Below are 14,186 nucleotides of genomic sequence, written 5' to 3' on the forward strand. Positions count from 1 at the left end.
TACCGGTGCGGGAGTTGGGATTTACGAATGGTAATTGCAGGCCAGTTTGAATTGAAGAAGATGGCACGTGTTGTTGTCATTGCGCTTGCGGCTTCCGCGACCAGCGTGTTGATCACCGCCTGCCAGAACGATCCCGATATCGACATCACCAAGCTGGCCGCGGAAACGGATCCGCCGGAAGTGCTCTACAATCAGGGCCTGGCCAATCTGAACGCGGGCAAGACGACGGAAGCGGCGCGCAAGTTCGACGCGATCGACAAGCAGCATCCGTTCTCCGAATATGCCCGCAAGGCGCTGGTCATGCGTTCGTTTATCAACTACCGCAACGGCCAGTATCAGGACGCCATCAACGGGGCGAGCCGCTACCTGAACCTCTATCCCGAATCCGAAGATGCAGCGTACGCGCAGTACATCGTCGGCCTTGCCTACTCCAAGCAGATCCCGGCGGTGACGCAGGACCAGAAGCCGGCCTTCAAGACTATCGAAGCGATGCAGGCGGTCATTACCAAATATCCCGATTCCGAATATGTCGAGGACGCGCAGGCCAAGCTCCGCTTTGCCAAGGACCAGCTGGCCGGCAAGGAAATGCAGGTTGGGCGCTATTATCTCGAGCGCAAGGAATATCTGGCCGCGATCACGCGTTTCCGCTCCGTCGTCGAGCAATATCCGAATACCAATCAGGTCGAAGAGGCGCTGGCGCGTCTGGTCGAGACCTATTTCGCCATGGGCATCACCACTGAGGCGCAGACGGCAGCAGCTGTTCTCGGGCACAACTATCCAGACAGCCAGTGGTATGCCGATAGCTACAAGCTCCTGCAGTCCGGCGGGCTGGAGCCGCGTGAAAACGGCAATTCGTGGATTTCGCGTGCGGGCAAGCAGCTTCTGGGCGCCTAGGACCGGGACCGACAGCGAAGAGATTTGAACCTGGATGCTCTCACAGATTTCGATCCGCGATATCGTCCTGATCGAACGGCTTGATCTGTCTTTCGATGCTGGCCTCTCCGTGCTTACGGGCGAAACCGGGGCTGGAAAATCCATTCTGCTCGACAGTCTGTCGCTGGCGCTCGGTGGGCGAGGCGACGGTTCTCTCGTTCGCCATGGCGGCGACAAGGGGCAGGTGACGGCGGTCTTCGATGTCGGCATGAGCCATCCGGCCCGGCTTCTCGTCCGCGAAAACGGCATCGACGACGATGGCGACCTGATCTTTCGCCGGGTGCAATCGGCCGATGGCCGTACCAAGGCCTATGTCAACGATCAGCCGGTTTCCGTGCAGCTGATGCGCCAGGCAGGCCAGCTGCTGGTCGAGATCCACGGCCAGCATGACGATCGTGCCCTTGTCGATACCCATGCCCATCGCACACTTCTCGATGCCTTCGGCGGTCTTGCCGACGAGGCGCAGGCCGTCTCCGGCCTCTACCGCATCTGGAAGGATGCCGAGCGGACGCTGAAGAAGCATCGTGACAAGGTCGAGGCAGCTGCCCGCGAGGCCGATTATCTGCGTTCATCGGTCGAGGAGCTGGAAACTCTGTCACCGCAGGACGGCGAGGAAGATGACCTTGCTGAGCGCCGTTCGCGGATGATGAAGGCCGAGCGTATCGCTGTCGATATCAACGAGGCGAGCGAGTTTCTCAATGGCAATGGCTCGCCTGTTCCTCTGATTGCGTCAATGGTGCGCAGGCTGGAGCGCAAGAGCCACGAAGCGCCGGGCCTTCTCGAAGAAACCGTCGAGCTGCTCGACGCTGCGCTCAACCAGCTTTCCGACGCCCAGATGGCGGTCGAGGTGGCGCTGCGGAAAACCGAATATGATCCGAAGGAACTGGAGCGGGTCGAGGAGCGGTTGTTTGCGCTGCGCGCCGCCGCCCGCAAATATTCCGTTCCGGTGACGACGCTGCCGGCGCTGGCCGTCCGGATGATCTCTGATCTTGCCGATCTCGACGCTGGCGAAGAAAAGCTGAAACAGCTGGAAACGCAGCTCGGCCTGACCAAGGGCGCTTTTGACGCGGCGGCAGTGGCACTCTCGACCAAGCGCCACAATACCGCAACGGCTCTCTCAGAAGTTGTCATGGCCGAGCTTCCGGCTCTGAAGCTTGAGCGCGCGCGGTTCATGGCGGAGGTCACGTCCGATTCGGCTGCGGCTGCGGCTGAGGGCATCGACGTGGTCGAATTCCACGTCCAGACCAATCCGGGCACCCGGCCTGGGCCTATCATGAAGGTGGCGTCCGGTGGCGAGCTTTCGCGCTTTCTTCTGGCACTGAAGGTGGCGCTCGCCGATCGCGGCTCGGCGCCGACGCTCGTCTTCGACGAAATCGACACCGGCGTCGGCGGCGCTGTCGCGGATGCGATCGGCCAGCGGCTCAAGCGGCTGTCGAAAACCGTTCAGGTCCTGTCCGTCACCCATGCGCCGCAGGTGGCGGCCCGCGCTGCAACACATCTTTTGATTTCCAAGGGGCCTTCGGCGGAAAAGTCCGAAACGATAGCCACCCGCGTCGCCCGCATGGACGACAAGGCTCGAACGGAAGAAATCGCCCGGATGCTCGCCGGTGCCTCGGTGACCGACGAAGCGAGGGCGGCTGCGGCGCGCTTGCTGGCCGGCAACGTATGAACTTACCCTCCCCCTCAAGGGGAGGTGGAGAACCGGCATCTTCCCATTCTTCTAAAATTCTCTAAAACGACTCCCAAATCAGGAGTTTCAGCATGTCGACCTTATCCATTGCCGTTGAAGATTTGACGCTTGAAGATGCGGTTATAGAGCTGGAACGGCTGGCCGGCGAACTGGCCCGCCACGACGCGCTCTATCACGGCAGGGATGCGCCGGAGGTTTCGGACGCGGATTACGATGCGCTGAAGCGGCGAAACCAGGAGATCGAGGCGCGGTTTCCAGAACTTGTCCGTTCCGATAGTCCGTCGCGCAAGGTCGGTGCAGCCCCATCCGGCATCTTCCAGCAGATCACTCATGCGCGTCCGATGCTGTCGCTCGACAACGTGTTTTCTGACGAGGACGTGCGGGACTTCATCGGTAGCGTCTATCGGTTCCTTGGCCTGTTGCCTGACAATTCCATTGCCTTTACCGCCGAGCCGAAGATCGACGGCCTGTCGATGTCGCTACGCTACGAAAATGGCAGGCTGATCAACGCCGCGACGCGCGGCGACGGCACGACGGGTGAAAACGTTACCGCCAATATCCGCACCATCAAGGAAATCCCGCAGACACTGCCAGCCGATGCACCTGCGATCGTCGAGGTTCGTGGCGAGGTCTACATGGGCAAGAGCGACTTTTTGGCGCTGAACGAGCAGATGGTGGCCGAGGGCAAGCAGACCTATGTCAACCCGCGCAACACGGCGGCCGGGTCGCTGCGCCAGCTCGACCCAACGATCACTGCCAGCCGCAAGCTGAAGTTCTTCGCCTATGCCTGGGGTGAAATCTCGGAGATGCCGGCTGATACCCAGTCGGGCATGGTCGCAGTGTTCAAACGATGGGGTTTCCCGGTCAATCCGCTGACGCAGCGCCTGTCTTCGATCGAGGCTATTCTCGAACACTATAATGACATCGGCCTCAAACGCCCCGATCTCGATTACGATATCGACGGCGTCGTCTACAAGGTCGACCGGCTCGACCTGCAGCAGCGCCTCGGCTTTCGTTCGCGCTCGCCGCGCTGGGCGACGGCGCACAAGTTTCCGGCAGAACAGGCGTTCACCACCGTAGAGAATATCGACATTCAGGTGGGCCGTACCGGTGCCCTGACGCCGGTGGCGCGGTTGACGCCGGTGACGGTCGGCGGCGTCGTCGTCACCAATGCGACGCTGCACAATGCCGATTATATCGAAGGCATCGGCAATGGCGGCGAGCGCATCCGCGAGGAGGATCACGACATCCGCATCGGCGATACCGTCATTGTTCAGCGGGCAGGGGATGTCATCCCGCAGGTTCTCGACGTGGTGATGGAGAAGCGCTCGGTGACGGCCGAGCGGTATCAGTTTCCGAAGGTGTGTCCGGTCTGCGGCAGCCATGCCGTGCGCGAGAGAAACGAAAAGACCGGCAAGCTCGATTCCGTCACGCGCTGCACCGGCGGCTTCGTCTGCCGTGCGCAGGCGGTCGAGCACCTGAAGCACTTCGTTTCGCGCAATGCCTTCGATATCGAAGGGTTGGGCTCCAAGCAGATCGATTTCTTCTTCGAGGCCGAAGATCCGGCACTGTCGATCAAAACCGCGCCCGACATCTTCACGCTGGAAAAGCGGCAGAATGCCTCGGCCCTGACCAAGCTCGAAAATATCGACGGGTTCGGCAAGGTCAGTGTCCGCAAGCTTTATGACGCGATCAACGACCGGCGCCAAGTGGCGTTGCACCGGCTGATCTATGCGCTCGGCATCCGCCATGTCGGCGAAACCACGGCAAAGCTTTTGGCGCGCTCCTATGGCAGCTATGCGGTGTTTGCGGATGCGATGAAGGCCGCCAGTGATGTCACCTCGGAAGCCTGGAGCGACCTCAATACGATCGACGGTATCGGCGATGTCGTAGCCCGCGCGATCGTCGAGTTCTTCAAGGAACCGCGCAACATGGATGTGGTGTCGCGCCTGCTTGACGAGGTGACGCCGCAGGATGCTGAAGTGCCGGTGGCAAGCTCAAGCCCAGTCGCCGGCAAGACCGTCGTCTTTACCGGATCGCTGGAAAAAATGACGCGCGACGAAGCCAAGGCTATGGCCGAACGGCTGGGTGCGAAGGTCGCTGGCTCCGTGTCGAAGAAGACCGATCTTTTGGTCGCAGGCCCCGGTGCCGGCTCGAAACTTGAAAAAGCCCGCGAACTCGGCGTTGAAACCACCGATGAGGACGGCTGGTTTCTCCTAATCGGTGGGTAATACCCATTCCCTTGCCTTAAAAGCTTTCCCCGTTCCCCTGTCTTCTCTATGACGGCTGCCAGATTTGTGACAGTTTCGTGACAACGCGAAGATAGGTGGATGAACAATGCTGGGTTGGTTTCGCAAGCTCTTGCCGCGCGAAGACAAGTTCTTTGAGCTTTTCGAGGCGCATTCGCGCACGGTCGTTGGCGCGGCCGACGCACTGAAGGCGCTGTTGGCCGGAGAGGGCGACCTGGATGCACACTGCAACCGTATCGTATCCCTTGAAGACCAGGCCGACGCGATTACCGGCGATGTCATGCTTGCGGTCCGCCTGAGTTTCATCACGCCGTTCGATCGCGGTGATATCAAGGACCTGATCCAGTCGATGGATGACGCCATCGACATGATGCACAAGACGGTCAAGACCATCCGCCTGTTCGAGCAGACGAATTTCGATCCCGGCATGCGCGAAATGGGTATTCTGATCGCCGATTCCGCCAAGCTGGTTGCTGAAGCAATCCCGTTGCTCGACCGGATCGGTGCCAATGTTCCGCGCCTGACGGCCATTGCCGAGGAGGTCAACCGGCTTGAAGAGCGCTCCGACCAGTTGCACGACGAAGGCCTCAAGGATTTGTTCCGCCGTCACGGCGCCTCCAATTCGATGGCCTATATTATCGGCAGCGAGATCTATGGCGAACTCGAAAAGGTCGTCGACCGCTTCGAGGACGTCGTCAATGAAATCAGCGGCATCCTGATCGAGAACGTCTGATGGACGCGACACTCGCCCTGCCGTTGCTCATCGCCCTGATCGGCGTCGCGTTGTTCTTCGATTTTCTCAACGGCCTGCACGACGCTGCCAATTCGATCGCCACGATCGTCTCGACGCGGGTTCTGCGGCCGCAATACGCCGTCATGTGGGCGGCGTTCTTCAATTTCATCGCCTTCCTGTTTTTCGGCCTGCATGTTGCCGAAACGCTGGGAACCGGCATCATCGACCCGTCCATCGTCACGCCACAGGTGATCTTTGCCGCTTTGATGGGGGCGATCATCTGGAACATCGTCACCTGGATTTTCGGCATCCCGTCGAGCTCATCGCATGCACTGGTCGGCGGACTGGTCGGCGCGGGCCTTGCCAAGACCGGCGGCGATGCAATCGTTCTCTCCGGCCTTCTGAAAACCGTGGCTGCCATCTTCATGTCGCCGATGATCGGTTTCATGCTGGCGCTACTGCTCGTGCTGATCGTCTCCTGGATCTGCCTTCGCCGGACGCCGTTTGCCGTCGATCGCAGCTTTCGCGGTCTCCAGTTCATCTCGGCCTCGCTTTACTCGCTCGGCCACGGCGGCAACGACGCGCAGAAGACCATGGGGATTATCGCCGTGCTGCTGTTCAGCCAGGGCTATCTCGGCGACAAGTTCTACGTGCCGTTCTGGGTAGTCATCACCTGCCAGTCGGCCATGGCGCTCGGCACGCTGTTCGGCGGCTGGCGAATCGTGCACACGATGGGCTCGAAGATCACCAAGCTCAATCCGATGCAGGGTTTTTGTGCCGAAACGGGCGGCGCCATCACGCTCTTTGCCGCAACATGGCTGGGGATACCTGTCTCGACCACACACACCATCACTGGCGCCATTATCGGCGTTGGAGCGGCACGGCGTGTCTCGGCGGTGCGCTGGGGGCTTGCGGGCAATATTCTGATTGCCTGGATCGTCACTCTGCCGGCGGCGGCGCTGATCTCCGCGCTGTTCTATTTTGCTGCGGGACTGCTTTAAGCGAGCAGGCCGCCATGGAGCGACGAGCGTCAATCAAAGATCCGAAGCGAGGATAGCCAATCGAAAAGATGGCGCCGCGCTTCAGTTTGTCCGCATTGCCGGCTGCCCCCTGATACCGGTGGCCAGAAGCACAGCCGTCTGGTCTGGCGGAAGCGCCTTGCCGTAGCGATAGCCTTGGCCGGCCTTGCAGCCGAGCAGCCGCAATGCCAGCTCCTGTTCCTCGGTCTCGATGCCTTCGGCGATCGTTTCGAGCCCAAGTTCGATGCTCATCATCAGCATTGCCCTGGTGATCGCGACATCATGCGGATTTTCCGTCATCTCGCGGATGAAGGCCCGGTCGATCTTCAGTGTCGTCAGCGGAAACCGCTGCAGCGAGCTCAGGGATGCAAAGCCGGTGCCGAAATCGTCAAAGGCGATGCCGACGCCGAGATCGCGCAGGCGGCGCACGGCGGCAAAAGCGTTGTCGTCGTTGAGGAGCGCGATCGTCTCCGTTACCTCAAGGCCAAGGGCGGACGGCGGAAGTTTGTGTTCAGCAAGCGCGTCTGTGACATGCTGGACGAGGGTGGCGGCACGATACTGGGCTGCGAAGAGATTGACGCTGACCTTGATGGGCGGCAGGCCGCTTGCCCGCCAGTCCGCCGCCTGACGGCAGGCTTCGCGCAGAACCCACCAGCCGACCGGCAAAGCAAGCGAACTTGATTCCACTGCCGGCAGAAAATCGCCGGGATAGAGCAGGCCGTGCTGGGGGTGCTGCCAGCGGATCAGCGCTTCCACCCCAAGGATATGCCCGTCTTCCAGGGAGACCTGCGGCTGATAGTACAACACCAGTTCATTATTCTTCAGCGCGCGCAGGAGTTCGTCCTGGGTAGCCCGCCGGGCGAGCGAATCGCTGCGCATCTCAGGCTCAAACATCAGCATGGTACCACCACCGGCCTGCTTTGCCCGGTAGAGTGCGAAATCGGCGCTGGCAAGCAGTTCCTCGGCATCAGTGCCATGCTGCGGCGCAAGCGCAATGCCAATGGTGGCCGCGAGCTGGAAAACGTTGCCGCCAACATCAAACGGTGCTTCGAAGGCCGAAAGAGCTGCTTCGATCGCAACCATCGCTTCATCGGCATGCCTGTGACCGGGCAACAGGATCGCAAATTCGTCACCGCCGAAACGTGCCACGGTGACATCTGCGGCAAGAACCGATGGAAGCCGGACGGCGACAGCCTGCAGCAGGGCATCCCCGACGGCATGGCCGAGACTGTCATTGACATCCTTGAAGCCGTCGAGGTCGAGCAGGGCAACGGTTGCAGTCCGTTTTTCAGACAGCACTTCCTGCAGCAGATTTTCAAAGCTGTGCCGGTTGCTAAGCCCTGTCAGCGTGTCCTGATTGGCCATTCTGAGCAGCCGGGCATCGCGCTCGCGCCGGTCGGTGATGTCACGGATAACCGCCCCCATGCCGACCCCGCGTTCGTCGTTCCAGAGCGACAGCGAAATTTCGATCGGCACCTCGGTCTGGTCGCGCTTGCGGGCCACTACCTCAACGGTCTTGCCGATCAGTTTCGTCGTGCCACCCGCGAGAACCCGCGCAAGGCCGGCATGATGCGCACCACGAAACCGGTCGGGAATGATGATGTCGATCAGCTGGCCGATCATCTCGTCCTGATGATAACCGAAGAGGTTCAGCGCGGCGCGATTGACGAATTCGATCCGCCCAGTCGCATCGATCGCAAAGAAGGCCAGTTCCGTTGCCCCGGAAAAATTCATCACTGTCGAGCGGATGATCTCCGTCCGGCGCAGCCGCATCTGTTCCATGACCAGCGTGCCGAGAAGTTCCAGCGTCGTCCGTTGCCGTTCTCCGAAATCGAGGCGCGGCACCGTATCTGCAATGCACAACGCACCGATGCGGAAGCCTTCGGCGGTTGTCAGAGGAGTACCCGCATAGAAACGAAGGAAGGGCGCTCCCGTAACCAGAGGATTACCGGCAAAGCGGGGATCTGCCAGCATATCATCAATAACGAGGACCTGGCCGCTCTCGATCGTATGGGTACAGACGGATATGGAACGGGCAATGTCGGGGACATTGATCCCATGCATCGCCTTGAAGCGCTGCATATCCTTTTCAACCAGCGTGATAAAGGCCATCGGTGCTTCGAAAAGCTGGGCGGCAAGTTGTGCGATCGTGTCGAACCGCGGTTCCGGCGCCGTCCCGGCGATCCACAAGTTCGCCAGCGCCTCCAAACGGTGGAGTTCGGTATCGCCGTTCGTGTCCGCGTCAGCCGTTTCAGTGCCCATTCGAAATCCCGATTTGGCTCAATGGCAGTGGCAGTATCCCCGCCGGCTATCGACTGTCGCTGGCCGGTATTTTTTCAAAGTAATCAGAACCCGTTAGCAACCACTGAACAAATAGTGTGGTATGTATTAAATATCACTTTTGCGTGTATTATTGTATGGTAGCAATGCGGCGCAGTCAGTAAACGCCGTCTGCAGAGCGCTCCGGCATTCGTTCACGTGGTATGCAGCCGGCATGATGGACGGAAATTGCCCCGTTTTGGCGCACCAATACTTGCGGGCTCTGCCCGTAAATTCGGCGCGACACCCGCCGTCAAATAGTATCCTATGGGGGCAGGCGGTCAAAGAACTGCCGGTGTCAACCAGAACCCGAGGAACACGCAAGCGATGAAACTGGCCACTCTGAAAGACAGTACCCGCGACGGCAAACTCGTCGTCGTCTCCAAGGATCTGACCCGCTGCTCGGAAGTCGGCCATATTGCCCGCACCCTTCAGGCTGCACTCGATGACTGGGCCCATGCCGGTCCCCGGCTGGCTCGGGTTGCCATCGGCCTTGAGACCGGAGCGCAGCCGACCATGCGGTTTCACGAGCATGATGCCGCTTCGCCGCTGCCACGCGCATTTTTCTGGGCCGGCGGATCCGGCGGTTTTGCCGGTCCACGCGATCCTATCTCGGTAAAGGCTGGCACTTCGAGTGTGTCGGCGACGGCCCAACTTGCCGTGATCGTCGATGACATTGACGTGCAGGCGGGCGCTGACGAAGCAAAGCAGGCCATCCTCCTCGTTCTGCTCGCCAACGATGTTTCAGCCGATGGCGCGGGCGCCGCCTCGTCGTTTTCGCCGGTTGCAGTCACCCCGGACGAGTTGGACGACGGGGTGGATCTCTCCTTGCTTGTTCGCCAAAACGGCAAGCCGGTCGATGGTGGCAAGGGCAGTGCCAAAGAGTGCGCAGCTGCCGTTGGGGCTGCGGCTGGGAAGCGTTCGCTGGTCGCGGGCAGTATCGTTGCCACCGGTTCCTGCCTTGTCACCTCGGCCCTGACCTTGGGCGACGTGGTTCGCGTCGAGATGAACGACCGCAGGGGACATTCCATCTTCGGCGCTATCGAGCAGACGGTCGAAACGCGCAACAAATGACGGGATCGGGTTCCGGGGACCCCGGAACCCGTTTTTCCGCCTGACAATTCTTGCCTTCAATTCTTGAATTGTCTTTTTGCACTGCACACGTTAGGAAAACCGCGCCGGGTTTCGTGCGGATGCTCGCAGCGAAAACTGGCAAGGTCAGCCGCCGTGAACAAGGCGGCATGCTTGCGGATTGGAGGGTCCCGAGATGGAAACAATCACCACCATTGCCGAACTGCGCGCGCGCCTGAGCGATCATCGCCGCGCCGGAAAAACCATTGGTCTCGTCCCGACCATGGGGTATCTGCATGTCGGCCATATGGAACTGGTTGCCCGGGCGCGGGCGGCAAACGACATCGTCGTCGTCAGTCTGTTTGTCAATCCCCTGCAGTTCGGCGCTAATGAGGACCTGACGAAGTATCCGCGCGATCTTGCCCGCGATCAGGCAATGCTTGTCGAGGGCGGCGCTGATTTCCTCTTTGCACCAGGCGTCTTAGATATGTATCCGCGGCCAATGGAAACCGTGGTTGATGTGCCGACGCTTGGCAGCGAGCTGGAAGGCTCGGCTCGCCCCGGTCATTTCGCCGGTGTCGCTACCGTCGTTACCAAGCTGTTCAACATCGTCCAGCCGGACCGCGCCTATTTCGGCGAGAAGGATTTCCAGCAGCTGCAGATCATCCGCCGCATGGTCGAGGATATGGCGCAACCAGTCGAGGTGGTCGGCGTGGCGACGGTACGCGAAGCCGACGGGCTGGCCTGTTCGTCGCGCAACGTCTATCTGACGCCGGCCGAGCGTGCTGCCGCGGCAATCGTGCCGAAGGCGCTTGATGAGGCCGAAAGACTGATCGCCGGCGGAGTGACGGATGTGGCAGCGCTTGAAAAGGCGGTCATCGATTTCATCGCATCCGAGCCCTTGGCAAGGCCGGAAGTGGTCGCGTTGCGCGATCCAGAAACACTGCATGAATTGACGGAAATCGGCGAAAAGCCGGTTCTTCTGTTGCTTTTTATCCGCTTCGGGAGCACGAAGCTGCTCGATAACCGGGTTTTCAGCCCAAAAACCGCAAAATTTGCAAAGGTGGCATGAGCATGAGTGTACAGGCAATTAAGCGGCGCCTGAGCCCCGGCAGCATCGAGGCATTGAAGGGCGAACGGCCGATCGTCAGCCTGACGGCCTATACGACGCCGATCGCCCGGCTGCTCGATCCGCATGTGGATTTCATGCTGGTCGGCGATTCCCTCGGCATGGTGCTCTACGGTCTCGATTCGACCGTCAGTGTGACGCTCGACATGATGATCGCCCACGGCCAGGCCGTCATGCGCGGCTCGGAGAAGGCCTGCGTCGTCGTCGATCTGCCGTTCGGTTCCTATCAGGAATCCAAGGAACAGGCCTTCAACAGTGCCGCCCGCATCCTCAAGGAAACCGGCTGCAGCGCGGTCAAGCTCGAAGGCGGTGCGGAGATGGCGGAAACCGTCGATTTCCTCACCCAGCGCGGCATTCCGGTGCTCGGCCATGTCGGCCTGATGCCGCAACTGGTCAATACGATGGGCGGTTACCGCTCGCTTGGCCGCAACGACAAGGAAGCAGCCAAGATCAGGCGCGACGCCAAGGCCATCGACGATGCCGGGGCGTTTGCCATCGTCGTCGAAGGCACGATCGAGCCTTTGGCACGCGAGATCACCGAAACGTTGCGGGCTCCGACCATCGGCATCGGCGCATCGCCGGCCTGCGATGGCCAGATCCTCGTCACCGACGACATGCTCGGCATTTTCAGCGATTTCAAGCCGCGTTTCGTCAAGCATTTCGTCGAGCTCGCACCGCAGATGTCGGCGGCGTTCGAAGCCTATGCCAGCGAAGTCAAGGCGCGAACGTTTCCGGGTATCGAGCACACGTTTCAGGTCAAGCGCTGATCCGCTGAATGGGCCGGACGTTGTCCGCTTCCTTCTGATCATAATTTTGGATCACTGCATCAATCTTATTGAATTGTTCGATAGGCCCGCCGGGCCTATCTGTGCGTTTCATCACGAACGCATCTCGGCACGTGTGACCTTGCCTATGGCCGCCGTCGCTCCGGAAAGTTTCCTTCAATGACAAAAGACGATTTCTGGCAGGGCGTGCGTGGCGGTTTTCCCGTCATGGTGTCCGCCGCGCCCTTCGGAGCGCTGTTCGGTGCGCTGGCGGTCGATAACGGGTTTTCCGTTTTCGACGCGGTGTTCATGAGTGCCACGGTCTATGCCGGTGCCAGCCAGATGGTTGGTCTGGAGCTCTTTGGGCACAACGTCCAGCCCTGGCTGATCATCCTGTCGATTTTCGCCGTCAATTTCCGTCATATTCTGTATTCGGCGTCGATTGCCCGGCATATCCGCCATTTCTCCGGCCTGCAAAAATTCTTTGCCTTCTTCCTGTTGGTCGATCCGCAATATGCCGAGACCGAAAAGCGGGCAGAGCGCGGCGAGCCGGTGACGTTTGCGTGGTATCTCGGCTTCGGGCTGGTCATCTATCTGCCATGGCAGCTGATGACGCTGCTTGGAGCGATTTTCGGGCAGATGATCGGCGACCCGAAGGCCATCGGTCTCGATGTCCTCCTGCCGATCTATTTTATGGGGCTGGTTCTCGGCTTCCGCAAGCGCGACAACTGGCTGCCGGTCGTGGCGGTCAGTTCACTGGCCTCGATTGCCGCGATGCATTTCGTCGGCTCGCCCTGGCATGTCAGCATCGGCGCCATCGCCGGCATCCTGCTTGCCGCCTGCCTGCCATTGTCGAAACGGCATGAAGAACCGGTGACGCTTGAGCATGAGGTCTGATCATGGATAACGCAGAACATATGCAGCTGATCTATGTAATCCTTGCTGCCGCCGTCGCGACATTCCTTACCCGCATCGGCGGCTATGTGATGATCACGCAGATGAAGCGCATCCCGCCGCGCATGGAGGCGGCTTTGAATGCCGTGCCTGCAGCCGTGCTGTCGACGCTGGTTGCGCCAGCCTTCCTCTCCGGTGGCTGGGACGTGGGTGTGGCCATGCTTGTCGCGCTGGTCATCGGCCTGCGCTATTCGTCGCTCTGGATGCTGCTGGCCGGCTGGCTTGTCGTGATGGCGATCCGGCATCTGCTGGTCTAGCGTGTCGCTGTTTTTGCGATTCATGGTTCTTAAATCAGTCCATCCGTGATTCCCTTTGATGTGAAGGGAGATCACCCTGGGCAAGTCACATCCGATTGCGTTGCGTGAGCGTGTCGTAGCGTTTGTTGAAGAAGGCCATGGCCATCGGGAGGCCGCCCGGCATTTTCGGGTGTCGCCGCGTTTTGTGAACGATCTGGTGATCCTGAAGCGCGAGACAGGTTCGCTTCTCCCCCGCCGGCAGGGGCACCTTGGCGGCGGCAAGCTTTCGGCACAGCACGGGTGGGTTGGAGAGCGGCTGGCACAGAATGGCGAACTGACGCTGGACGAGCTTTGCGTGGAACTCTGCGGACGTGGCGTCATCGTCCATCGCTCCAGTGTCGGACGGCTTCTGCATCGGCTTGGGTTGAGCCATAAAAAAAAGCCTGCAGGCGGCCGAGCAGCTGCGCCCGGAGATCGCGCGGGCGCGTGAACTGTGGACCGCACGGCGCAAGCCTTTCTTCAACAAAGGGTTGGCCCGGCTGGTTTTTATCGACGAGACATCAACGAACACAAAGCTGACGAAGCGGTCGGGATGGTCTGCGCGAGGCCAGCGCTATCGAACGCATTCACCCTTCGGTTCGTGGAAATCCCAAACCTTCATCCCCGGGCTGCGATCGCTTGGCATGGTCGCCCCCTGGATCGTCGACAGGCCGATGAATGCCCGCATCTTCGAGGCGTGGATAGAGACCCAACTCGCGCCGACCCTGTCGCCTGGAGACGTCGTCATTCTCGACAATGTCGCCTTTCATAAGAGCGAACGGGCCGACGAACTGGTCAGGGCAAAGGGAGCCTGGCTGCTGTTTCTGCCGCCCTATCGTCCCGACCTCAATCCCATAGAGATGGCCTTCTCAAAACTCAAGACACTGCTGCGAAAGCGGGCTGCCCGCAGCTTCGATGCCATCACGCAAGCCCTCGGCGAAATCTGCAATCTCTTCTCCGTCACAGAATGCAGAAACTACTTCAAAGCCGCAGGATGCGAGGCAGGTTAAACGCGACACGCTTTAGTAAAAAGGCCCGCTCCCTGCGAAG

General features: G+C 60.2%; 12 protein-coding genes and 1 pseudogene. 11 read left to right on the forward strand and 2 right to left on the reverse strand.

All coding sequences use genetic code 11. From position 1 onward, the window contains the following. Nucleotides 1-60: 60 nt before the first annotated feature. From ACP7E0_RS02390 to ACP7E0_RS02410, 5 genes are all read left to right on the forward strand, one after another. Entirely contained in the window at nucleotides 61-894 is an 834-nt protein-coding gene (locus tag ACP7E0_RS02390; protein ID WP_426123035.1) for an outer membrane protein assembly factor BamD, read from the forward strand. 34 nt (nucleotides 895-928) lie between these two features. After that, the gene (gene recN / locus ACP7E0_RS02395; RefSeq protein WP_426122716.1) at nucleotides 929-2,602 is read left to right on the forward strand and encodes a DNA repair protein RecN; all 1,674 of its coding nucleotides are present in this window, start codon (nucleotides 929-931) and stop codon (nucleotides 2,600-2,602) included. 92 nt (nucleotides 2,603-2,694) lie between these two features. Next, nucleotides 2,695-4,854, forward strand: coding sequence for an NAD-dependent DNA ligase LigA (gene ligA / locus ACP7E0_RS02400; RefSeq protein WP_426122718.1), 2,160 nt, complete (start codon nucleotides 2,695-2,697; stop codon nucleotides 4,852-4,854). A gap of 106 nt (nucleotides 4,855-4,960) precedes the next feature. Further along, entirely contained in the window at nucleotides 4,961-5,605 is a 645-nt protein-coding gene (locus tag ACP7E0_RS02405) for a DUF47 family protein (RefSeq protein ID WP_426122719.1), read from the forward strand. Continuing rightward, nucleotides 5,605-6,606: an anion permease gene (locus tag ACP7E0_RS02410; RefSeq protein WP_426122720.1), complete on the forward strand. Its 1,002-nt coding sequence runs from the start codon at nucleotides 5,605-5,607 to the stop codon at nucleotides 6,604-6,606. The genes ACP7E0_RS02405 and ACP7E0_RS02410 overlap by 1 nt, the downstream gene beginning before the upstream one ends. Before the next feature lie 81 nt (nucleotides 6,607-6,687). On the opposite strand, the gene ACP7E0_RS02415 is transcribed toward ACP7E0_RS02410, so the two are convergent. Beyond that, nucleotides 6,688-8,886 (reverse strand): putative bifunctional diguanylate cyclase/phosphodiesterase, encoded by a 2,199-nt coding sequence (locus tag ACP7E0_RS02415; RefSeq protein ID WP_426122721.1) that lies wholly within the window; start codon nucleotides 8,884-8,886, stop codon nucleotides 6,688-6,690. Nucleotides 8,887-9,270: 384 nt separating this feature from the next. Here ACP7E0_RS02415 and ACP7E0_RS02420 point away from each other — a divergent pair, with 384 nt between their 5' ends. The 5 genes from ACP7E0_RS02420 (at nucleotide 9,271) to ACP7E0_RS02440 (ending at nucleotide 13,118) form a co-directional block, all read left to right on the forward strand. Further along, nucleotides 9,271-10,017, forward strand: coding sequence for a fumarylacetoacetate hydrolase family protein (locus ACP7E0_RS02420; protein ID WP_426122722.1), 747 nt, complete (start codon nucleotides 9,271-9,273; stop codon nucleotides 10,015-10,017). Between the two features lie 193 nt (nucleotides 10,018-10,210). Further along, a complete protein-coding gene (gene panC, locus ACP7E0_RS02425; RefSeq protein ID WP_426122723.1) occupies nucleotides 10,211-11,086 on the forward strand; it encodes a pantoate--beta-alanine ligase in 876 nt (291 codons plus the stop codon). Between the two features lie 2 nt (nucleotides 11,087-11,088). Next, nucleotides 11,089-11,910, forward strand: coding sequence for a 3-methyl-2-oxobutanoate hydroxymethyltransferase (panB, locus tag ACP7E0_RS02430; RefSeq protein WP_426122725.1), 822 nt, complete (start codon nucleotides 11,089-11,091; stop codon nucleotides 11,908-11,910). A gap of 177 nt (nucleotides 11,911-12,087) precedes the next feature. Beyond that, entirely contained in the window at nucleotides 12,088-12,804 is a 717-nt protein-coding gene (locus ACP7E0_RS02435; RefSeq protein ID WP_426122726.1) for an AzlC family ABC transporter permease, read from the forward strand. Between the two features lie 2 nt (nucleotides 12,805-12,806). Then, nucleotides 12,807-13,118 (forward strand): AzlD family protein, encoded by a 312-nt coding sequence (locus tag ACP7E0_RS02440; RefSeq protein WP_426122727.1) that lies wholly within the window; start codon nucleotides 12,807-12,809, stop codon nucleotides 13,116-13,118. An 85-nt stretch (nucleotides 13,119-13,203) separates the two neighbouring features. Here the strand turns inward: ACP7E0_RS02440 and ACP7E0_RS02445 are convergent, their stop codons facing one another. Beyond that, entirely contained in the window at nucleotides 13,204-13,608 is a 405-nt protein-coding gene (locus ACP7E0_RS02445; RefSeq protein ID WP_426122728.1) for a transposase, read from the reverse strand. A gap of 25 nt (nucleotides 13,609-13,633) precedes the next feature. Between ACP7E0_RS02445 and ACP7E0_RS02450 the strand changes: the two are divergent. Next, a pseudogene (locus ACP7E0_RS02450) lies at nucleotides 13,634-14,146 on the forward strand (IS630 family transposase); the annotation flags it as partial. Between the last annotated feature and the right edge of the window lie 40 nt (nucleotides 14,147-14,186).

Origin of the sequence: Pararhizobium sp. PWRC1-1 (assembly GCF_049897905.1) — a bacterium.
Lineage (GTDB): Bacteria > Pseudomonadota > Alphaproteobacteria > Rhizobiales > Rhizobiaceae > Pararhizobium.